This is a genomic window from Mycobacterium sp. MAA66 (assembly GCF_041261665.1).
GTDB lineage: Bacteria > Actinomycetota > Actinomycetes > Mycobacteriales > Mycobacteriaceae > Mycobacterium.
In genome coordinates this window covers 374,700-396,456 of the sequence record NZ_JBGCCC010000001.1, presented here as the reverse complement: position 1 = coordinate 396,456, position 21,757 = coordinate 374,700, and the positions used below count along the sequence as shown (strand labels likewise).

Annotated in this window: 20 protein-coding genes; 6 read left to right on the top strand and 14 right to left on the bottom strand. The window is 65.4% G+C overall.

Annotated elements, in window-relative coordinates:
- Nucleotides 1-6 precede the first annotated feature (6 nt).
- Entirely contained in the window at nucleotides 7-1,440 is a 1,434-nt protein-coding gene (gene mqo, locus ABIA30_RS01940) for a malate dehydrogenase (quinone) (protein WP_370061580.1), read from the bottom strand.
- A 196-nt stretch (nucleotides 1,441-1,636) separates the two neighbouring features.
- Between mqo and ABIA30_RS01935 the strand changes: the two genes are divergently transcribed.
- The 3 genes from ABIA30_RS01935 to gjpA all read left to right on the top strand — a co-directional run bounded on the left by ABIA30_RS01935 (nucleotide 1,637) and on the right by gjpA (nucleotide 5,925).
- Nucleotides 1,637-2,650, top strand: coding sequence for an alpha/beta hydrolase (locus ABIA30_RS01935; RefSeq protein ID WP_370061578.1), 1,014 nt, complete (start codon nucleotides 1,637-1,639; stop codon nucleotides 2,648-2,650).
- Between the two features lie 11 nt (nucleotides 2,651-2,661).
- Nucleotides 2,662-4,038: a mycothione reductase gene (gene mtr / locus ABIA30_RS01930; protein ID WP_370061576.1), complete on the top strand. Its 1,377-nt coding sequence runs from the start codon at nucleotides 2,662-2,664 to the stop codon at nucleotides 4,036-4,038.
- Between the two features lie 492 nt (nucleotides 4,039-4,530).
- On the top strand, nucleotides 4,531-5,925 hold the full coding sequence (gene gjpA, locus ABIA30_RS01925) for an outer membrane porin GjpA (protein WP_370061574.1): 1,395 nt from the start codon (nucleotides 4,531-4,533) through the stop codon (nucleotides 5,923-5,925).
- A 6-nt stretch (nucleotides 5,926-5,931) separates the two neighbouring features.
- Here gjpA and ABIA30_RS01920 read toward each other — a convergent pair whose 3' ends face one another.
- Nucleotides 5,932-6,297, bottom strand: a complete 366-nt coding sequence (locus ABIA30_RS01920) for a DUF732 domain-containing protein (protein ID WP_370061572.1) — start codon at nucleotides 6,295-6,297, stop codon at nucleotides 5,932-5,934.
- Nucleotides 6,298-6,645: 348 nt separating this feature from the next.
- Between ABIA30_RS01920 and ABIA30_RS01915 the strand changes: the two genes are divergently transcribed.
- A complete protein-coding gene (locus tag ABIA30_RS01915; protein ID WP_370061570.1) occupies nucleotides 6,646-8,202 on the top strand; it encodes an amino acid permease in 1,557 nt (518 codons plus the stop codon).
- Between the two features lie 7 nt (nucleotides 8,203-8,209).
- On the opposite strand, the gene ABIA30_RS01910 is transcribed toward ABIA30_RS01915, so the two are convergent.
- The 9 genes from ABIA30_RS01910 to dxr form a co-directional block, all read right to left on the bottom strand.
- A complete protein-coding gene (locus tag ABIA30_RS01910; protein ID WP_370061568.1) occupies nucleotides 8,210-8,740 on the bottom strand; it encodes an alpha/beta fold hydrolase in 531 nt (176 codons plus the stop codon).
- Between the two features lie 4 nt (nucleotides 8,741-8,744).
- Nucleotides 8,745-10,241: a cobyric acid synthase gene (locus ABIA30_RS01905; protein ID WP_370061566.1), complete on the bottom strand. Its 1,497-nt coding sequence runs from the start codon at nucleotides 10,239-10,241 to the stop codon at nucleotides 8,745-8,747.
- Nucleotides 10,242-10,320: 79 nt separating this feature from the next.
- Nucleotides 10,321-11,178, bottom strand: coding sequence for a type I methionyl aminopeptidase (gene map / locus ABIA30_RS01900; RefSeq protein ID WP_370061564.1), 858 nt, complete (start codon nucleotides 11,176-11,178; stop codon nucleotides 10,321-10,323).
- A 9-nt stretch (nucleotides 11,179-11,187) separates the two neighbouring features.
- The gene (locus ABIA30_RS01895) at nucleotides 11,188-11,775 is read right to left on the bottom strand and encodes a DUF1707 domain-containing protein (RefSeq protein ID WP_370061562.1); all 588 of its coding nucleotides are present in this window, start codon (nucleotides 11,773-11,775) and stop codon (nucleotides 11,188-11,190) included.
- A 73-nt stretch (nucleotides 11,776-11,848) separates the two neighbouring features.
- Nucleotides 11,849-13,651 (bottom strand): penicillin-binding transpeptidase domain-containing protein, encoded by a 1,803-nt coding sequence (locus tag ABIA30_RS01890; RefSeq protein WP_370061560.1) that lies wholly within the window; start codon nucleotides 13,649-13,651, stop codon nucleotides 11,849-11,851.
- 114 nt (nucleotides 13,652-13,765) lie between these two features.
- Nucleotides 13,766-14,620, bottom strand: coding sequence for a GNAT family N-acetyltransferase (locus tag ABIA30_RS01885; RefSeq protein ID WP_370061558.1), 855 nt, complete (start codon nucleotides 14,618-14,620; stop codon nucleotides 13,766-13,768).
- A 64-nt stretch (nucleotides 14,621-14,684) separates the two neighbouring features.
- The gene (gene ispG, locus ABIA30_RS01880; protein WP_370061556.1) at nucleotides 14,685-15,839 is read right to left on the bottom strand and encodes a flavodoxin-dependent (E)-4-hydroxy-3-methylbut-2-enyl-diphosphate synthase; all 1,155 of its coding nucleotides are present in this window, start codon (nucleotides 15,837-15,839) and stop codon (nucleotides 14,685-14,687) included.
- Nucleotides 15,840-15,851: 12 nt separating this feature from the next.
- Complete coding sequence (locus tag ABIA30_RS01875; RefSeq protein ID WP_370061554.1) at nucleotides 15,852-17,072, bottom strand: RIP metalloprotease; 1,221 nt, start codon at nucleotides 17,070-17,072, stop codon at nucleotides 15,852-15,854.
- On the bottom strand, nucleotides 17,069-18,220 hold the full coding sequence (dxr, locus tag ABIA30_RS01870; protein WP_370061552.1) for a 1-deoxy-D-xylulose-5-phosphate reductoisomerase: 1,152 nt from the start codon (nucleotides 18,218-18,220) through the stop codon (nucleotides 17,069-17,071). Before dxr ends, ABIA30_RS01875 begins: the two co-directional genes overlap by 4 nt.
- 197 nt (nucleotides 18,221-18,417) lie before the next feature.
- Between dxr and ABIA30_RS01865 the strand changes: the two genes are divergently transcribed.
- Nucleotides 18,418-18,672, top strand: a complete 255-nt coding sequence (locus ABIA30_RS01865) for a DUF2631 domain-containing protein (protein ID WP_370061550.1) — start codon at nucleotides 18,418-18,420, stop codon at nucleotides 18,670-18,672.
- Between the two features lie 67 nt (nucleotides 18,673-18,739).
- Here the strand turns inward: ABIA30_RS01865 and ABIA30_RS01860 are convergent, their stop codons facing one another.
- Nucleotides 18,740-19,330 carry a hypothetical protein gene (locus ABIA30_RS01860; protein ID WP_370061549.1) on the bottom strand — a complete coding sequence of 197 codons (591 nt, stop codon included), beginning with the start codon at nucleotides 19,328-19,330 and terminating at the stop codon, nucleotides 18,740-18,742.
- Between the two features lie 110 nt (nucleotides 19,331-19,440).
- Here ABIA30_RS01860 and ABIA30_RS01855 point away from each other — a divergent pair, with 110 nt between their 5' ends.
- On the top strand, nucleotides 19,441-20,124 hold the full coding sequence (locus tag ABIA30_RS01855) for a DUF427 domain-containing protein (protein WP_370061547.1): 684 nt from the start codon (nucleotides 19,441-19,443) through the stop codon (nucleotides 20,122-20,124).
- Here the strand turns inward: ABIA30_RS01855 and ABIA30_RS01850 are convergent.
- Nucleotides 20,121-21,050, bottom strand: coding sequence for an alpha/beta hydrolase (locus tag ABIA30_RS01850; protein ID WP_370061545.1), 930 nt, complete (start codon nucleotides 21,048-21,050; stop codon nucleotides 20,121-20,123). The genes ABIA30_RS01855 and ABIA30_RS01850 overlap by 4 nt on opposite strands.
- Nucleotides 21,047-21,757 (bottom strand): SDR family NAD(P)-dependent oxidoreductase, encoded by a 711-nt coding sequence (locus ABIA30_RS01845; RefSeq protein WP_370061543.1) that lies wholly within the window; start codon nucleotides 21,755-21,757, stop codon nucleotides 21,047-21,049. Before ABIA30_RS01845 ends, ABIA30_RS01850 begins: the two co-directional genes overlap by 4 nt.

The window sequence follows — 21,757 nt, the reverse complement described above, 5'->3', positions numbered from 1 at the left end:
TCCGCGTCATGCCGGCTGATCGAGCTTGAGCGCCTTGGTGCCCCAGTCCCAGACCTGCTTGTAGAGCTTGGGCTCACCGGAAAGCTTGGTGCCCAACGACGGCACCATTTCCTTGAGCTTGGGCTGCCAGGCCTGGTAGCGGTCGGCGAAGCAGCGCTCCAGCACCTCGATCATGGCCGGCACCGCGGTGGACGCGCCCGGCGAGGCGCCGAGCAGACCGGCGATCTTGCCGTCCTGCGCGGTGAGCACCGTGGTGCCGAACTCCAGTACACCGCCGATGCCCTTACGGCGGATCACCTGCACGCGCTGGCCGGCGATGTCCAGTTCCCAGTCGGAATCGACTGCGCTGGGCGCGAATTCGCGCAATGCATCGACGCGGTCGCCTTCGCTCAGGGCCAATTGGCTGAGCAGGTACTTGACCAGACCCAACTCGGTGACACCGACGCCGAGCATCGAGGCCAGGTTGTTGGGCTTGACCGACAGTGGCAGATCGGTGATCGAGCCCTGCTTCAGGAACTTCGGCGACCAACCCGCGAACGGGCCGAACAACAGCCACGACCGGCCGTTGATGACGCGAGTGTCCAAGTGCGGCACCGACATCGGCGGGGCGCCGACCGACGCCTGGCCGTACACCTTGGCCTGGTGCCCGTCTGCCAGCACCTGATTGTCGGTGCGCAGGAACGCACCGCCGACCGGGAACCCGCCGAAGCCCTTGGCCTCCGGGATGCCTGCCTTCTGCAGCAGATGCAGTGCGCCGCCACCGGCGCCGAGGAACACGAACTTGGCATTGATCTTGTGCTTGTCACCGGTGCGCCGATTGACCACCTTGAGCGTCCAACTGCCGTCGGACTGCTTGCTCAGGTTGACCACCTCATGCCCGAACATGGTGGTCATACCGCGCTGGGCCGAGTAACCGATGAGCTGGCGGGACAGCGAACCGAAGTCCACGTCGGTACCGTTCTGGGTCCAGTTCAGCGCCACCGGGTCCGAGAAGTCCCGCTGCGCGGCCATGAAAGGCAGACGCCGGGCGAACTCGTCCTTGTCGTCGATGTACTCCATGGTCGAGAACAATGGGTTGGCCACCAGCGCCTCGCGGCGCTTGCGCAGGTAATCGGTGCTGCCGGCGCCGTGCACGAAGCTGACGTGCGGAATGGGATTGAGGAAGCCCTTGACGTCCGTCAGCACCCCGTTCTCCACCGCGTACGACCAGAACTGGCGGGTCACCTGGAACTGCTCGTTGACGTTGACGGCCTTGGCGATGTCGATCGAGCCGTCCGCGTTCTGCGGTGTGTAGTTCAGCTCGCACAGCGCCGAGTGCCCGGTGCCCGCGTTGTTCCACGGGTCGCTGCTCTCCGCCGCTGCACCGTCGAGACGCTCGATCAGCGTGATGTCCCAGTCCGGCTCCAGCAACCGGAGCAGCGCGCCGAGGGTGGCGCTCATGATTCCCGCACCTACGAGGACGACGTCGGTTTTCTCGATCCCAGCTCCGTTTTCCTTAGACACCTGAATCGCTCGTCCTTCGTGGTCGGGTTACCCGCCGGTATTGACGGATGTTGGTGCTCAGGTTATCGCGATCGAGTTTTGTGGTGAACGCGCGTCTTCAGTGCAATCGCTCACGCGCCGCTAGGGTGAAGCCGTGACGTCGCGGGTGCCGCAAGGGCCGTCGGGATGGCAGCCGGATGTACTGGCCGGCTACTGGCAACGAACCATCGCGTTGGGGCCGGATCCCGACGGCGAGGGCGACCTGTTCGCCACCGTGATCCGCCGCGGCGATCCAGTGTCCAGCAGTCATGCGGTGCTGGCCGTGCACGGCTATACAGACTACTTCTTCCAGACCGAGATCGCGGACCGTTTTGCCGCCCGAGGGTTCGCGTTCTATGCGATCGACCTGCATAAATGCGGCCGCTCCCGACGTCCCGGTCAGACCCCGCACTTCACCACCCACCTGGCCTCCTACGACGCCGAACTGCTGGCGGCCCTGCGGTTGATCGCCGCGGATACCGGTGACGCGCAAGTGTGCCTGTACGGGCATTCGGCCGGAGGGTTGATCACCACGCTGTTCGCCGACCGGCTGCGTCGCGGAACTGCGCACGGGCGGGTCAGCGGGCTGATCCTCAACAGCCCGTTTTTCGACCTCCGCGGACCGGCCCTGCTGCGCAGCGCACCGGTGTCGGTACTGCTGATGACGTTGGCCAAGGTGAGCAAGTTCTCAGTGATCCGCCAACCGACCGAGGGCGGATACGGCACCAGCCTGCACCGCGAGTACGGCGGCGACTTCGACTACAACTTGGACTGGAAGCCCCTCGGTGGCTTCCCGGTCACCATCGGCTGGATCAACGCCATTCGGCGCGGGCAGGCCGCGCTGCACCGCGGGCTCGACGTCGGTGTTTCCAGCCTGATCCTGCGTTCGGATCACACCGTCGCCGAGGAACCGGCCGAGATGCAGTGCGGCGACGCGGTGCTCGACGTCGCACAGATCGCCAGGTGGGCGGGTTGCGTGGGCAACCGCGGCACCGTCGTGCCTATTGTGGACGCCAAGCACGACGTATTCCTGTCACTGCCGCAGCCACGGGCCGCGGCGTTCGACGCACTCGACCTGTGGCTCGATGGATATCTCGAATCTCATTCGACCACAACACAATTCAGATAGGACAGCCCCGCATGGAGCACTACGACCTGGCCATCATCGGAACCGGTTCGGGCAACAGTGTTCTCGATGATCGTTACGCCGACAAGAAGGTGGCGATCTGCGAGGAGGGCACCTTCGGCGGCACCTGCCTGAATGTCGGATGCATCCCCACCAAGATGTTTGTGTACGCCGCCGAGGTCGCCCAAACCATAAGACACAGTGCCACTTACGGGATCGATGCCCATATCGACGAGGTGCGCTGGCCCGATATCGTGGATCGCGTATTCGGCCGGATCGATCCGATCGCCGCCGGCGGCGAGGAGTACCGCCGCAGCATGGCCAACGTCACGGTGTACGCCAGCCACACCCGGTTCGGGCCGAAACTGCCCGACGGTCGCTACACGCTACGCACCGACGCAGGTGACGAATTCAGCGCAGATCAGGTGGTGATCGCGGCCGGTTCGCGCAGCCGGATCCCTTCCGCCATCGCCGACGCCGCGGTCAAGTACTACACCAGCGACGACATCATGCGGATACCTCGGTTGCCCGAGCACCTGGTGATCGTCGGCGGCGGGTTCATCTCCGTGGAGTTCGCGCATGTGTTCTCGGCGTTGGGCGTGCGGGTGACCATCGTCCTGCGCGGCGACCGGCTGCTGCGACGTTGCGATGAGGAGATCTGCCACCGCTTCGGCACCGTGGTATCGAAGAAATGGACGATCCGCACCGGGGAGAACATCACCGGCGCCCGTCAGGATGGCGAACACGTCGTACTGTCCCTCGATGACGGCCAGACTCTTGTCGCCGACGCGTTGTTGGTGGCCACCGGCCGGATGCCCAACGGTGATCTGCTGGACGTCGAGCACGCTGGTGTCGAGCTCGATGACGACGGTTACGTCGTCGTCGACGAATACCAACGCACTACGGCGCGTGGGATTTTCGCATTGGGCGACGTCTCTTCGCCGCATCAGCTCAAGCATGTGGCCAACCACGAGGCGCGGACCGTCAAGGAGAACCTGCTACGGGACTGGGACGGCGATCTGGTGGCCAGCGATCACCGGTTCGTGCCGGCCGCGGTGTTCACCGACCCGCAGGTGGCCATGGTCGGGATGAACGAAACCGAAGCCCGCGCAACGGGTTTGGACGTAGTGGTCAAGCTACAGGCTTACGGTGACACCGCCTACGGATGGGCCATGGAGGACACCACCGGGGTGGCCAAACTGATCGCCGAGCGCGGTACCGGACGGTTACTGGGTGCCCACATCATGGGTTATCAGGCGTCGTCGCTCATCCAGCCGTTGATCCAGGCCATGTCATTTGGCCAGACCGCGCAAGAGGTCGCACGCGGCCAGTACTGGATCCACCCGGCACTGCCGGAGGTCATCGAAAATGCCCTCCTGGGACTGCTCTGATCGGTGCGATCGCGGCGCCGAACGCATCCAGCACAACTCCGATGTGACATGAGTCACACAGGAGACCCGGAGGGCGCTCGACCCGCAATGCGGCTCAGCTCACACAGATCGTCGCGCCGGCGCCCCGACGAGCTGCGCGACCCCGTTCGCCACATTGACACCCAGCGTTGTCACCCGTCGCGCATTCAGCGCGCCGCAGCTACCAATTCGACATCGCCGAACGCGTGTCATCGCCTGCAGGATTCCTACCGAAATCGCGACTGTCGCTAACCGGCCCAGATCGACAGACACCGGCGAGCACGAGCTCGCCAGGTTTGCCCAACCATCCTCGGACACCACCCCCAGATCACTTGCAGCAAACTATCTACAGCTTCGAATCGCCATAGTTGGACGTCGACACGCCATAAATAATTGTCTTGACATGCAATAACGATGTCGGTATCGATTTGAGGCGAAAAATTTCACCATCTGTAGCAAATTGGGGGGCAAATGATGGGGTCAACGGTTCGTCCACTACTTACCACCAGCGTCGGGGTGGCAGGCGCCGCGGTGATCGCGCTCAGCCCGGTGGCGCCGCCGCTACCGGACATCTACCACCCGTCACTGCCCGAACTACGGTCGTCCGCTGTTGCGTTCGCCGCGGGCTTTGACCCGCTCGCTCCGTGGATCAGCGCTTTCGAGACCGCGCAGGCCAACGCAACCAAGATCGGCGATGTCTTCTTCCAGGCGCCGGCAGTTGCACTGCAGCAGATCCTGGTCAATCAGTCCAAGTACCTCGGCGAAATCTTGCGGAACCCGGGCACCATCGGCTCGGTACTGGGCCAGATCGGACACGACGTGCAGACCGCGATCGACACCAGCGTCGTGGTCGGGGCGGACTCGGCGACGCGGACCGATGCCCTGGCGGGGTCGATCGATACCTTGCACAACTTGGCCCTGCTCACGCTGCCCACGTTCCTGAAACTGAACCCGCAGGCCATAAGCGCGGTCAAGAACATCATGTCGTTCGCGGCTTCACCGCTGAGCGGCGTGCTGATCGGCCTCCTCGGCCCGGCGTTGAGTCCGGCGGTGGCACTCGGTCAGAGCCTGCAGAGCTTCGTCTCCCACCTCACCGGCCCGACCCCGAACCTCGGGGCAGCCGTGCAGGACCTCGTGAACATTCCTGCCAACATGGTCGGCGCGTTCCTCAACGGGGCGAACGTCAATCTCAGCGCGCTGGCACCGTTGGTCAACAGGTCGGGCATCTTGCTCTCCGGCGTGTCGGTCAATTCGCTCCAGCTGAACCTCGGTGGATTGTTCAGCACCGGCAGCACCCAAGACGGCATCGGCGGATCGATCTTCAATTCACTCGCCATGGGCGTCACCGCCCAGATCCTGGTTCCGATCACGCTGAACATCCCGGGTCAACGGGTCGGGCCATTGGCCGCCCTGACGAGGCTGTCGCAACTGATCGCCAAGGCTCTCGGTTGGAGCGGTAAGGGCAATCCGCTGGGCAGCGTCGCGCTCCCCGCGGCAGGGGCGGCCGCGGCCGGGGCCAAGTCCCTGTCGATCACGCCCGCCGCGGCCGACAACTCGATCACCTCCGTCCCCAAGGTGAAGGCACTCGCGGCGACGGCGAACACGATTGCCACGCCCGCGTCGAAAAAGCCTGCCGCCACCGACACCAAATCAGACCCGAATTCTGCTGACAAACAAAAGGATTCACCGTCCAAACCCAAGCCATCCGCCAAGACGTCGTCCGACAAGTCGGCTGGCGCCGCAGCCAAGGAGACCGACTCGACGCCCAAAGCCCAAACAAGCGACTCCGACAAGGCCCCCAGCACGCCCAAGCACGAAGCGGTCAAGTCCAGTGGTGGTGGCAAGCACCGCGCCGCTGCGCACGCGTAGGGCGCTTCACCTCGCGCAGATGTAGGTAGCCGCCGCCAGAACAATGACTTTCGCATCCCGCAGCGACAGCGTGCTCGGCGACTCGGTCAGCAGATGCGCGACCTCGTCATGCGATCGTGTTCCGGCGCCGAGCGTCAGGAACGTACACGCCTGAACGAGTTCGGCGGTGAGTTTCTCGTCCGTCCCTTCGACGCCGCGGGCACGCAACTGGTCGTACATGTCGGGGGGCACTTCGTCCGGGCCGGGCGGAGGCGGGAACGCCTCGATGGAGGTGACGCCGGCCGGAGCGGTCGGGGTTCCCGGTATCGCCGCGGCACATCCGGTCAGGACCAGGCCGATCGACAGGCACCCGAGGCACGTGGGCAACCTCATCGGCTGAACCTATCGAAAACAACCGGTCGACGCCTCGATGTCGGCCACTCGCTGCGCGCCGGCCCCCCAGCGCTCGTCCGCCCCCAGGCGGCCATCCCTCGGGCGTCCACGCCAACGGCACGCCTGACGTGCCCCTGCGCCGGTGGGCCTGCCGAATTCGGTAGCCGCCGCAGTTGTAATCGTATTGATAAGTGACGCAACATAACTCATGCCACCAGATGCGCGCGGACTGCAATATCTGCATCCAGCGTCGATGATCGGCGGAGAGCTGTCAACCCGTTTGTCCTGCGCGGGCCCCCGCGGCGCCCTATTGTGCTACCAAATCGGGCCACGCAGAAGGAGAGCCCCATGCCAGAGGGTCACGAAGCGCTTACCGAGGACGAACAACTCCTCGCCAAGCTCGGTTACAGCCAGGAACTACAGCGATCTTGGTCAGGTTTCAGCAACTTCGCCATCTCGTTCTCCATGATCTCGATTCTGTCCGGGTGCTTCACCTCGTTCGGCCTGGGTTGGAACAACGGAGGTCCGGCCGCCATTGCCTGGGGTTGGCCGATCGTGTCGGTGTTCATCCTCGTCATCGGACTCTGTATGTCCGAACTGGTCTCTGCCTTCCCCACCTCAGGCGGACTCTATTGGTGGGCATCCAAACTCGGCGGCGTCAAAGCCGGCTTCTACGCCGGTTGGCTCAACCTCATCGGTCTGGTCGCCATCTTGGCCTCGGTGGCATACGGGTGTGCGACGTTCCTCGACCTCACCCTGGGTACCCTGAGCGCCGACTGGCTCAGCGGCTACAGCCTGACTCGCACATTCGTCATCTTCCTGATCATCCTGGCCATCTCGGCAGTGATCAACATCTTCTCCAGCCATCTGCTGGCCATCATCAACAACATCTCGGTGTGGTGGCACGTTTTCGGCGCGGCGGCGGTGATCGGAATCCTGCTCTTCGTGCCCACCCACCACGCGAGTTTCTCCGATGTCTTCGCCAAGACCATCAACAACAGCGGTATGTTCAGCGGTGCCACCTCGGGCTTCGGCTGGTTGTTCTTCGTGCTGCCGATCTCTGTGATCCTGACGCAGTACACCATCACCGGTTACGACGCGTCGGCGCACCTGTCCGAAGAAACCAAGGGCGCAGCCAACGCCGCTGCCAACGGCATGTGGCGGTCGATCTTCTATTCGGCCATCGGTGGCTGGATTCTGTTGTTGGCCTTCCTGTTTGCTGTGCAAGACCCCGACAAGGTGTCCGCCGCATCGACACCCGTCGCCGAAATCGTCAGCCAGGCCCTCAAACACAACAACCTCATCGTGCTGGTGTTGTTCATCTCCACCGCTGGTCAGTTCTTCTGCACCACCGCATGTCAGACCAGTGCCTCACGAATGTTGTTCGCGTTCAGTCGCGACCGCGCGGTACCTGGGCACAAATTCTGGTCAGAGGTCGGCAAGAACAGGGTTCCGACGCACAGCGTCACCGTCACCGCCGTGGTCGCCGCGGCGCTGACCCTGCCTGCCCTGGTCAAGGTCGACGTCAACGGCACTCCTACACCGGTGGCGTTCTACGCCGTGGTGTCGATCGGGGTCGTCGGGGTGTACCTGTGCTTCGCGATACCGATCTACTACCGCTGGCGCGCGGGTGACGAATTCGAAACGGGCAGTTGGAATCTGCACGGACACCACAAATGGATGGCGCCGGTGGCACTGGCCGAGATCGCCATCACCTCAGTCATCGCGATGTTCCCGACGTCGTTGGGCGGGGCACCGTGGGATCCGAGTTTCGAATGGAAGTTCGTCAACTACACGCCACTGTTGGTCGGCGGTGTGCTGTTGCTGCTCTACATCTACTGGCACGTCTCGGTGAAGCACTGGTTCACCGGCCCCATCAAGCAGATCGACGCCGTCGAGGCCTAGGACTTGGTCACCAGGTGCTGCTGCGCATCACGATCTCCGCTGCCACCTGAGCAGTTGCCTCCTCGGCACTGCGCCGTGCGGTCATCTCGACCACCCGCAGCTCTCCGTAGACGTAGCGCTGACTGGACTGGGCCGCCGATCGAGCGGCGGAGGTGGTGACCAGCACTGTGGTGTTGATCTCCACCGGCGGGCAGTCCTCCGGATGACCGCGATCGATGACCACCAGGCCGGTGAACCGGTCCAGGCGGGTGGCCGCAAGTTCCCAGGCCAGCTCGGCCCCCTTGCGGTCGCCGACCAGAATGGCCCAGCGCACCCCGAGCGTGTCGAGCACGGCCACCACCGATTTGGGGCTCAGCCGGGGGTCCGCCGCAATCACCACCGTGCGCAACGCCGCGGTGTGCAGCCGACGACAGATCGCGTCGTAGGCCGCCGGTCCCTGCTGAGCTGCCCCGAGCACCACCACGACTGTCGCGTTCTCCGGACCGTCCACCTCGACGACCGCGTCGAAACCGTCGCCGGTCGCGATGGTGGAGGGCATGGCCCTACGGTAACGACCGCCCGCGCAATTCGCTGGCGATCACCGGCAGTCGGGCCGCACCGTTCAGCAGGCCGAGCACTGCGTCGATATCCACGTGCGCAGCCAGCAGATCGGCCATCACGTCGAGCTGGGCATCACGCAGCCGCGCCACGTTCACATCGCCGGCCACCACGAACCCGCAGCGACCGGCGGCGTCGGCCACCTCGCGAAGCCAGCGCCTGCGCACCGGGTCGTTGTCGAGCAGTCCGTGCCAGTGGGTGCCGAACACATTGGCACGGCGGATCCCGACTCCCAGCCAGTCCGACTCATCGCTGCGAGTCACGCGTCCGTGGTGAATCTCGTAGCCGTACAGGGGTTTATCCCAGTGCTTGAGGGTCTTGTCCCGGTCGAACGCGATGTCCGCAGCCAGCAACCCCAGGCCCGGAACCGCACCGGCACCGGACTCCACGGGGTCATCGATCGTCGCGCACAGCATCTGAAACCCGCCGCACACACCCAGCACCGCGCGACCGGACTCGGCATGCGCCACCACGGCGTCGGCCAGCCCGCGCTCTCGTAGCCAGGCCAGGTCCGCGACCGTGGCCTTACTGCCCGGCAGTACCACCACGTCCGCCCCTGCCAGCTCTGCCGCCGAGTCCACCCAGCGCACCAGCACGCCGGGCTCGCAGGCCAGCGCTTCCACATCGGTGGAGTTCGAGATGCGTGGCAGCCGCACCACCGCGACCGTCAGTGTCTGTGCGCCCAGCGGCGCCAACGCCCGCCCGACTAGCCCACGGGCGCCGACGGTCAGCGAGTCTTCGGCGTCCAACCACAGTTCGTCGCAGTACGGGATCACCCCGTAGGTGGGCCGGCCGGTCAGCTGCTCCAGTTGCGCCAGACCCGGGGCCAGCAATGCGGGATCGCCCCGAAATTTGTTGACGAGAAAGCCCGCGATGAGCCGCTGGTCATCGGGATCGAGTACCGCGACCGTGCCGAACAGGTGGGCCAGCAGTCCACCGCGGTCGATGTCGCCGACCACGATCACCGGGATGTCGGCGGCCCGGGCCAATCCCATGTTGGCCACGTCGGTGGCCCTCAGGTTGATCTCCGCCGGCGAACCGGCCCCTTCACAGATGACCACATCGAATTCGCTTCGCAGCGAAGCCAATTCGTCGGCGACAACCTGTGCCAACTGGGTCCGGCGGGTGAAGTAGTCCCCCGCCGTCACGGTACCGGCGACCACACCGCGCACCACCAATTGCGAGGTCCGGTCACCGCCCGGTTTGAGCAGGATCGGGTTGAAGCGCACACTGGGCGCCAGGCCGGCGGCGCGGGCCTGCATGGCCTGCGCGCGCCCGATCTCGCCGCCCTCGATGGTGACGGCCGAATTGTTCGACATGTTCTGCGCCTTGAACGGCGCGACCCGAACTCCCCTGCGCGCCAACAGCCGGCACAGTCCGGCCACCACCATGGACTTACCGGCGTCCGAGGTGGTGCCGGCAACCAGCAGCGCGCCCCTCACCCTTTTCCCGCGAGCAGACGCAAATGCCCCCGAATTCCCGGCGTGTCGCGGACATTTATGCCTGCTCGCGAAGGGACCGTCACGCCAGGGTCAGGATCTCGGCGCCGTCGTCGGTCACCACGAGGGTGTGCTCGAACTGCGCCGTCCATTTCTTGTCCACGGTGGCGACGGTCCAGTCGTCATCCCAGATCTCGTAGTCCAGGGAGCCCAGGTTGATCATCGGCTCGATGGTGAAGGTCATGCCGACCTCCAGGACGGTCTCCACGGCCGGTTGGTCGTAGTGCAGCACGATCAATCCGTTGTGGAAGGTCTCACCGATGCCGTGCCCGGTGAAATCGCGAACCACGTTGTAGCCGAATCGGTTTGCGTAAGCCTCGATGACCCTACCGACCACCGAGAGCTGACGGCCGGGCTTGACCGCCTTGATGGCGCGCATGGTGGCCTCGTAAGTGCGCTCGACCAGCAACCGGTGTTCCTCGGAGACATCGCCGGCCAGGAAGGTGGCGTTGGTGTCGCCGTGCACGCCGTCTTTGTAGGCCGTGACGTCGATGTTGACGATGTCGCCGTCCTCGATGACTGTCGAGTCCGGGATGCCGTGGCAGATGATCTCGTTGAGCGAGGTGCAGCACGACTTCGGAAATCCCTTGTAGCCCAAGGTCGATGGATAGGCACCGTGGTCCAGCATGTACTCATGCGCCACCCGGTCCAGGTGGTCGGTGGTGACACCGGGGGCGACGGCCTTCCCGGCCTCGGCCAGTGCGGCCGCCGCGATCTGGCCGGCCACCCGCATCTTCTCGATCACCTCGGAGGTCTGCAGCCACGGTTCAGAACCCTCGCGGACCGTCGGCTGCCAGGCATACTCCGGACGCGGGATCGACTTGGGCACCGGAAGCGTCGGGGACAGCTCGCCGGGTGCGAGCGCACTACGAACAGGCATCCGAACAGCCTAACCGCGTTCGCCGCGGCGGAACCAACCGCGGCGCGGCCCGCGGATGTCGATCGATCCGAAGGTGACCCGGCCGGTCAGGATGACGTGTGGATTGCCTTCACTGGGTGCTTCCTTGCGGTGATCGCGGGCGCTGCCGACCGCCACCTCGACGTCGTCGATCGAGGCGCTGGCGCTGGCGGGCAGGCGCAGTTCCAGTGAGCTGAACTTCAGGTCCAGTTCGATCACGACCATGGATCCGGCGAACCGGGCCCGGGTCAGGTCCAGATCGATCGAGCCGACCCGTCGCACCAGCGACAGCCGGGTGGGGACCACCCATTCTCCCTGCCGTTTGAGCGATCCCATGACCCCGCGCAATTCAACCCGGTCGGTGGCGGCGGTGACGATCGCGCCCGGCCCCGGCAGGTCTCCGACCAGCACCGTAAGGTCGGCGTGCAGCCGAGCCTGGGCGACCAGGGCGGACCGTTCGGAGAACTCCTCGATGTCGATCAGTCCGAGGGCAACCGCGTTGTGCAGTCGCCGCAACGTCCCACTGCGATCGGCATCGGATACCCGCAGGATCGCGGTTTCGTCGCCGTTGGTCATCATCCGGTCAGGGTACTGCGGTTCGGGTGAGGTTCGGTGGGCAGGAGCGGAGCGACCCTGGTCAAGTGAGGTTCGGTCAGGTGAGGTAGTCGGGGGGTAGTCCCTTGAACATGTCCCGGCACATCCGCACCGCGGTCTCCGACCCGCCGCCGGCGACGATCAGGGCGGCGAACGCCAAATCACCGCGATAGCCCGCAAACCAAGCGTGCGACCCACCGGGGAACTCGGCCTCACCGGTCTTTCCCCGGACGTCACCACTGCCGCGCAGATCCTTGGCCGTGCCGTTGGTCACCACCAGCTGCATCATCGGCCGGAGGCCATCGATCATCTTGTCCGTGATCGCGGTGCCGCTGCCCGTGACCGACGTCGGACGACCCTCGATCAGTTGCGGCACCGGGGTCTTCCCGGCCGCGACGGTGGCGGCTGCCAGCGCCATTCCAAAGGGGCTGACCAGCACCTTGCCCTGGCCGAACCCGTCCTCGGTGCGCTCAGTCAGGTTCACCGTCGGCGGTACCTCACCGGTGACCGTGTCCAGACCTGCGACCTGATAGTCGGCGCCGATGCCGTACTGCGCGGCCGCAGTGGTCAGGGCCCGCGGGGTCATCCGGCTGGCCAGCTCGGCGAACGTGGTGTTGCACGAATTCGCGAAGGCCTTGGCCATCGGCACCACACCGAGATCGAACTTGTCGTAGTTCGGAATGGTGCGGTGACCGATATCGATGGTTCCCGGGCAGCCCAGCAAGGTATTCGGGGTGGCCATGTCGCTCTCGATCGCCGCGCCGGCGGTGACCATCTTGAACGTCGAACCCGGCGGGTACAGGCCCATGGTCGCAGTCGGACCGTCAGCATCGGCGGCTGCGTTCTGCGCGACGGCCAGGATCTCACCGGTGGACGGCTTGATCGCGACGATCATCGCCTTCCGGCCGACCATGTTCACCGCATCCTGAGCCGCGTTCTGCACGTTGCGGTCCAGGCTGATGGTGACCGACGGGGCCGGCTTACCGGATACCTCGTAGAGCACATCGAGGTCCGCTCCGTTCTGGTTCATGCTGACCACCCGCCAACCGGGCTGACCCAGGAGCTGGTCGGACACCTGCTTCTTGACCTCGTTGACGATGGCCGGGGCGAACCGGTCGTCGGTCGCAGTCATCTCCGGCTGCGGGGTGATGATCACGCCGGGCATGCGTCCGATGATCGCGGAGATCCGGTCGTTGTCGGCCTTACGCAACGTGATGAGATCCAGCGGCTTGGTCGACGAACTGGCCTGCTCGGCCAGCCGCTGGGCGTCAACGGAATCATCGAGAGGCCGCAGTGCATCGGCAACCGCCTGGGCGGTGTGCATCAGTTCACCGGCGGCGGTCTGGGCGTCCAGCGCGTAGTGATACAGGTAACCCGGCACCAAGACGTCGGATCCGCCGATTTCGTTGACCGAGGCCCGGTTCGGCGCGTCGGCACGCAGTTGGACGCTCTGATGCTCACCCAGGTTGGGATGCAGATCCGTTGTGCTCCAGCGGACTTGCCAGTGTCCGTCCTGCCGGATCATGTTGAGCTGACCGGTGTAGGTCCAGGTGCGATCCTTGGGCAGGTGCCAGGTGTACCGGTAGTTCACGCTGCCGGTGTCCTGGGTGTACTTGGATCCGAGAACCTGCGCGTCCAGCTTGGTGGCCTGCAGTCCCGACCATGCCTGGTTCAGCGCGGTGCGGGCGTCGTTGGGGCGATCGGACAGGTCGGCGGCCGCCCCGGTGTCGCCCTTGCCCAGCGCCGCAAAAAATGCCTCCGCGGTGGGCGCGGGACCGTCGGGCCGTGGGGTGCAGGCCGTCATGCCACCTGCCACCGCCGCAACCACCAACAGTGAAACGGATGATCTGTACGTTGCCATTGGGGCTGATGTTAGAAGTGTGACCGGCCATAGGCACGTAGGCACACCGAAACCGAACCGTGACTTTGTTGTGAGAATCGCGCAGCGGCGGACAACGCAGCGCGGGAGTGATGATCAGTCGAGCAAAATCGTTGCGTACGTACCCAACTGACTGAAACCGATCCGGTGGTAGGCGGCCCGGGCGGCGATGTTGAAATCGTTGACGTACAGGCTGGCCGTGCGTCCGCTGCGCAGGATCGCCGAGGCCAGCGTCGCGGTACCCGCGGCACCCAGACCCCGCCCGCGCCAGTCGGGGTGTACCCACACGCCCTGGATCTGGCCGACGGACGGGGTTTGCGAGCCGATCTCGGCCTTGAAGACCACTTCGCCGCCCTCGAACCGTGCCCAGGCGCGCCCGGCCGCGATCAGACCGGCCACCCGGCGGCGGTAGCCCCGACCGCCGTCACCGAGTCGCGGGTCGATGCCCACCTCCCCGATGAACATCTCGACGGCCGCCACCAGATAAGTGTCCAGCTCTTCCATCCGCACCGGACGCACAAGAGGGTCGACAGGGCATTGCGGCGGCGCGGTCAGCGTCAGCAGCGGCTGGCAGTCCCGCACCTCGCGGGCCAGTCCCCACACCGGCTCCAGTTGCTCCCACATCGGCAGTACCAACTCGGCCCGGCCCACCAGTGACGAACACCGCCGCGGCACACTCATCGCCTTCTCCGCGAAGGCGGTCAGGTCGGCGGCGTCGCCCCGAATCGGAATCAGGTTGGCACCGGCAAAGCACAACGAATCAACCGAGCGATTGCGGGTCCACAGTTCCCCACCGATCGCGGCCGGGTCCAGTCCGTGGTCCCCGATCCGCGCGGCCACCATGCACGTTCCCACGGGATCTTCGTCGAAGACCTGCCGCACGTCGGCGAGGTCGCGAACCACCGATACCCGCCGCTCGTCGGCGATGCGGAACAACGGTGGTGCGGACATCGAACCTTCTGCGTGACCTTGTATGAAACCGAACGCACGGGTGACCGTCGTCACAGGGCAGTGATCAGCTTACGGTGACAACCGGCGAACCGCTCGCACTGTCCTGGCCTAGTTCTTCGGCGATTCGCATCGCTTCCTCGATCAGCGTCTCGACGATCTGCGACTCGGGCACGGTCTTGATCACTTCGCCGCGAACGAATATCTGCCCCTTGCCATTTCCGGACGCGACGCCCAAGTCCGCCTCGCGGGCCTCACCCGGTCCGTTGACCACGCAGCCCATCACCGCAACACGCAGCGGAACGTCGAGGCCGTCCAGACCCGCCGACACCGCGTTGGCAAGTTTGTACACGTCCACCTGAGCCCGCCCGCACGACGGGCAGGACACGATCTCCAGACCACGCGGCCGCAGGTTCAGCGACTCCAGGATCTGCGAGCCGACCTTGATCTCCTCGACCGGCGGTGCCGACAGCGAGACTCGAATGGTGTCGCCGATGCCCTCGGACAGCAAGGCACCGAAGGCGACCGCAGATTTGATGGTGCCCTGGAACGCAGGCCCGGCCTCGGTCACGCCCAGATGCAGCGGGTAGTCACACTGCGCGGCCAGCTGGCGGTAGGCCTCGACCATGATCACGGGGTCGTTGTGCTTGACGCTGATCTTGATGTTGCCGAAGCCGTGCTCCTCGAACAGGCCGGCCTCCCAGAGCGCCGACTCGACCAGCGCCTCGGGCGTGGCCTTGCCGTACTTCTTGAGCAGCCGGGGATCCAGCGATCCGGCATTGACACCGATCCGGATCGGGGTGCCGGCGTCGCCCGCGGCCTTGGCCACCTCCTTGACCCGGCCGTCGAACTCCTTGATGTTCCCGGGGTTGACGCGCACCGCGGCACACCCCGCGTCGATGGCCGCAAAGATGTATTTGGGCTGGAAGTGGATGTCGGCGATGACCGGGATCTGGCTGTGCCTGGCGATCTCGGCGAGCGCGTCGGCGTCCTCCTGACGAGGACAGGCGACCCGCACGATGTCGCAACCCGCGGCGGTCAGCTCGGCGATCTGCTGCAGCGTCGAGTTGACGTCGTGGGTCTTGGTGGTGCACATCGACTGCACTGCGATCGGATAGTCGCTGCCGACGCCGACGTCGCGCACCATCAACTGGCGGGTCTGGCGGCGCGGGGCCAGCGTGGCCGGAGGCGGTGCCGGCATTCCGAGGCCGATGGACGTCATGGCTGTTGTCTCCTACTGGAAGATGCGGATCGGGTTGATGAGATCAGCGCTGACGGTCAGCAGCATGTAGCCGCCCATGACGACCAGCACCACGTACGTGGCGGGCATCAGCTTGAGATAGTTGATCGGCGCGGCGGCCGTCTTCCCGCGGACGGCGCGAATCATGTTGCGCACCTTCTCGAATACCGCAACGGCGATGTGGCCGCCGTCGAACGGCAGCAGCGGCAGCAGGTTGACCGCGCCGAGCACGAAGTTCAGCTGAGCCAGGAAGAACCAGAACATCACCCACACGCCATGGTCGACGGTGTCACCACCGATGATGCTGGCGCCCACCACGCTGATCGGAGTCTCCGGATCGCGCGGACCGCCGCTCAGCGAATGCACCAAAGCACCGACCTTCGTGGGAATCTTGGCGATCGACTTGCCGAGTTCGACGGCGAGGTCGCCGGTGAACGAGAAGGTCGCGGGCACCGCGGTCAGTGGGTTGTACTGCGTGGGTGCGGGTGGTTCAGCAGCACTGACACCGATGGCGCCGACCGTGGTCGCCGCGGTGGCGTCCTTGCCGGCGAACCGCTGGGTCTGCGTCACATCGACGACCGTCGAATACTTCTGACCGTCCCGCTCGTAGACCACAGTGGCCGGTCCGTGCAGTTTCTGGATCGCCTTGGCCATGTCGGTGAAGCTGCCGACGCCGGTGTCACCGACCTTGACGATGACATCGCCGGACTTGATACCGGCCAGTGCCGCCGGTCCCGAACCCTCACACTTGCCGAATTGCCCCTTGGCGGTTTCCGCTGCGACGCAACCGGTTTGGCCGACGATTGCGGTAGTCGGCGGGTGCAGGTTGGGCAGCCCCCACACCACCGCGATGCCGTAGATCAGCACCAGGCCGATGATGAAGTTCATCGCCGGACCGGCGAACAGCACCGCGACCCGCTTCCACACCTTCTGCCGGTACATGGCGTACGGCTCGTCGGCCGGGTCGATCTCGTCGACCGTGGTCATCCCGGCAATGTCACAGAACCCACCGAGCGGCACGGCTTTGAGGCCGTATTCGGTGGACCCGAGCCGGTTGGGTCGATGAGTCGACCACAGTGTCGGGCCAAAGCCGACGAAGTAGCGCCGGACCTTCATGCCGGTGGCTCGTGCCACCCACATGTGACCGCATTCGTGCAGGGCCACCGATACCAGAATGGCCAACGCGAACAGCGCGATACCGATCACGAACATCATCGGGCGGGCACTACCTCCTCATGGATGGCGCGCCGAGCCCGGTCTCGGGCCCAGTCCTGCGCATCGAGTACGTCTTCCACGGTAGCGGGTTCGGCAGCCCATTGATCTGCAGCGCTCAACACGTCCGCCACGGCGCGCACAATCGCCGGGAAGCCGATCCGGCCGGCCAGGAAGGCTTCGGCGGCCTCTTCGTTGGCGGCGTTGTACACCGCGGTCAGGCATCCGCCCCTGGTGCCGGCCTCGCGGGCCAGTCGCACCGCTGGGAACACGTCGTCGTCCAAAGGCTCGAATGTCCAGGTCGACGCCGTGGTCCAGTCGCAGGCCAGGGCGGCCCCGGGCACCCGCGCCGGCCAGCCCAGCGCCAGGGCGATGGGGAGCTTCATGTCAGGCGGGCTGGCCTGCGCCAGCGTAGAACCGTCGGTGAAGGTGACCATGGAGTGCACGATCGATTGCGGGTGCACCACCACCTCGATGCGGTCGTAGTCGATGCCGAACAGCAGGTGGGTCTCGATGAGTTCGAGGCCCTTGTTGACCAGCGACGCCGAATTGAGGGTGTTCATCGGCCCCATCGACCAGGTCGGGTGCGCGCCGGCCTGCTCCGGCGTGACGGCCTCCAGGTCCTTGGCCGCCCAGCCCCGGAACGGTCCACCCGAAGCGGTCAGCACCAGGCTGGCTACCTCGTCGGCGGAGCCGCCGCGCAGACACTGCGCCAACGCGGAGTGCTCGGAGTCCACCGGCACGATCTGACCGGGCTGTGCCGCCTTGAGTACCAGCGGACCGCCCGCGACCAACGATTCTTTGTTGGCCAGAGCAAGCCGGGCGCCGGACTCCAGCGCAGCCAGCGTCGGTTTGAGGCCGAGGGCACCGACCAGGGCGTTGAGCACCACGTCGGCCTCGGTGTCCTGGACCAACTGGGTGGCCGCATCCGGGCCTCGATAGTTGGCCGGCACCGCGGCATCTCGATCGGCGACTGCAACGTTGCGCACTCCGGTCTGCGCTGCCTGCTGGGCCAGCAGGTCGGCATTACCACCGCCGGCCGCCAGACCGACGACCTCGAAGCGGTCGGGATTGGCCGCGATCACCTCCAGCGCCTGGGTACCGATCGATCCGGTACTACCGAGCACCAGAACACGCAGCCGCTCACTCACCTGTCCATTGTGCCGCCTGAACCGCTCAGCGAACGCATCGGTGGCCCTCGGATTGTCAATTGTCGGGCCGGCCGACGGCACGGAACGGCGCTCGGCGGCGAATCCGATCAACAACCCAACCAACCCGGGTCAGTCGAACTACGACCGAGCGTCGTATGCGAGAATGGCCGCAATTCGCTCAATCGTGAGGAGTAGCCGTGGCCACCACCGAGGTCGAACGACACACCGGCGTCGATGTCGAGGACGTCCCGTCCGCCAACTGGGGCTGGTCCAAAGAGAACCCCACGGTTATCCAGCTGGGCGGCGTCCTGTCCGGGCTGTTCATGCTGCTGATGATGCACGGCAACCACGTCGGCAAGGTCGAGAACATCTGGCTGGTCGGCTTTGCCCTCCTGCTCTTCGTCCTGGTCGGTCGCGACTGGTGGCTGCGCCGCCGCGGCTGGCACCGGTAAGCACCGAGCACAGACAGAACTCACGCTCTCCATATCGGAGGGCGTGAGTTCTTGTTTGAGGGCAACGTCAGCCCACAGGCATCAGATCCGGCCCCGCCGGTGGGTACCACAATGCGCAGCTATGGAACTCCTCCACGGAATCGGTTGCACTACAGGAAGTTCCCAGCGAATATCCCGCCATGGCCAGGGCCTGCAACTTGAACGCTCGGGCCGCACCACTGAGTACGTGCCGGGTCGGTGACATCCGACCGACCTGCCACCGCCCCCAAACCGTGAACTCCGTGTTCCCCGGCTCCGCCACTCGCAGGACCTCCGCCCGTAGCACCGGGTCAGCCTCCAGTAGTTCAGCCGACACCGCCAGCGCCGCGGGATTCGAACGCACCAGAACAACCGGATCTGCTTCGGCGGTCACGCTGCGCACGCCGAGCACCTGTAGCGGCGCGTCATCGACGCCGTCGGTGAGCACCGCACTCACCCGCCAGCCGGCTCGGACCCGGTCACACAGCCAACCACCGGCTGCACCCACGACGTCGAGCGCATCGCGGCCGACCACGATCAGGTCATACTCCAAAAGCCCTGCAGCCGAATGCCTTACCCCGATGCCACGCCGTTCGGTGAACACCGCAGCGGTATCGATGTCAGAGTTGTTTGCAGTCATCAAATCACTTCCTGGACGGACCGACCGGCGCGACGTGGCTCGGATGACAGAGTGACATTTTTAATTAAATCTGTAAAGCTTGAGTTCGACCGCAGCAGAGAGGACCGACCATGAGCCTGGTAGCCGGCCGCGGCCCTTTCGGTAGCGACCGAGCCGGTCGGTTCACCCCGGAAGTTCCCGACAACGTCGTCTACATCGAGCCACATCCCCGGCGTATCCAGGCATTTCGCGACGACGTATCAATAATCGACACCGAACGCGCGCTGCTGGTGCACCGCGCCGGTCATCCGCTGAGCTATGCCTTCCCCGCCGAACTGACGGCGGACCTGCCCACCGAGTCGGTGGCCGAGGCACCCGGATACGTGCGGGTGCCCTGGGCCGCGGTGGACTTCTGGACCGAGGAGGGACGACGACTGGTGCACTACCCGCCGAACCCCTACCACCGCGTCGACTGCCGGCCCACGAATCGACGGTTGCGCGCGGTCGTCGGCGCAGTGACACTGGTCGATACCACTGACACCATCATTGTGTTCGAAACATCGCTGGCAGCAAGACTTTACGTGAAGCCGGCCCAGGTCCGCACCGATCTGTTGCGCCGGTCGTCGACCACCAGCTATTGCAACTACAAAGGCCACGCGACGTACTGGTCAGCCGAAATCGACGGCACGCTCGTCGAAGACGTGGCGTGGAGCTATGAGGACCCGCTGCCCGAATCACTACCGATCAAAGGCCAGGTGAGCTTTGACGCCGGTCGGGTCGAGGTGACCGCCGAACTGCCTCACGTGGACGGCTAGCAGTTCGGCCGAACCGCTTCTTCAGCCAGCAGTGCTCGCCGCAGCGCCGATGCCTGCAGTGCACGCAGTTCCGCGCTGGTCTGCCAGTCGGGCAGCAGTGAGTCGAATCCGTGGCAGGTGCCCGGGTACACGTGCAGCTCGACTGCCACCCCGGCCCACATCAACCGCAATGCGTAGTCGACGGCCTCGTCGCGCAACGGATCGAGTTCCGAACAGGTGATCAATGTCGTTGGCAAACCAGATAATTCGTCGCAGCGGCCAGGCACAGCGCGGACCGGCAGATCAGTACCGGCACGGTAGTACCGCCACATCAGTTCCACGGCCGCACCGTCGAAACCGGGCGTCGTGGTGAACTCCTGCTTCGCCGGAGTCAACCTGTCATCGAGCACCGGCTGATGCAGCAGCTGAAACACCACCGGCGGCAGGTCGCCGGCGGCCGACCGCAGCGCCAGGCCGGCAGCCAGTGCACCGCCGGCGCTGTTGCCGGCCACCACGATTCGCGCCGCGTCGATCCCCAGTTCGGCCGCATTGTCCGCCGCCCACCGAAGAGCCGACGCCGCGTCCACGGCCGCCGCCGGATACGGATGTTCCGGCGCCAGTCGGTAGTCGACCGATATCACCGCGCAGCCGACGGTTCTCGACATCTCGACGCACCATCGGTGATCTGTGTCCAAATTTCCCAACACGAATGCACCCGAATGACAGAACACGATCGCGGACACGGGCGCCTGTCCACATCGATAGATGCGCACTGGCACTCCGTCGGCATCGGTGTCCAGCACGTCGACCCCGGTGAGGTCGACGGGAACCGCACGACGGCGCTCGTTCAGCGAATCACGCACCTGGTCAAGAGTTTCCGCGGACAAGTCGATCCGCGCCGCGGCCAGTGGCCGTAGCGCGGGGGCAAGCCGATCTCCGATGCTCATCCGATCTGCAGGCACTGACCGCCGTCGACCACCAGCTCGGACCCGGTGATGAAGGACGCCTGATCGGACACCAGAAATGCAACCGCATCGGCGATCTCGGTGGGCCTGCCCAACCGGCCCATCATCGATCGTTCAGCCAGCCGGGACTGAGTGGGGGCGTCGAGCATGGGGGTCTGCACCGGACCTGGGAACACTGCGTTGACCCTGATCCCCGATGCCGCCAGCTCGGCGGCTGCAGACTGGGTAAGGCCACGCAGCGCCCATTTCGACGAGCCGTAGGCAGCATGGTTCGGGAATGGGCGCACGGCTCCGGTGCTGCAGGTGTTGACGATCGCGGCGCCCTGCGCCTCTCTGAGGTGCGGTAGGCAGGCCTGGATTCCGAGGAACGGCCCCAGACAGTTCACCCGCCAGCTGCCCTCGAAGCCCTCGGCGGTCTCTTCGCTCAGCGAAGCCCGGTGCAGCACACCGGCATTGTTCACCAGGGTGGTCAATCCACCGAAATGCATCACTACCTGCCGCACCGCGTGCTGCCAGTGCTCCTGCGACGTGACGTCGAGCGCAAGGGAGAGTACTCCGTCGGCGGTGGGCAATTCGTCTGTTCGCACGTCGCACGCTGCGACCTGAAACCCGTCACGACACAGCCGCGCGACGATGGCGGCGCCCTGTCCTCCCGCGGCTCCGGTCACCAGCGCTGTGTGTGCAGTCAT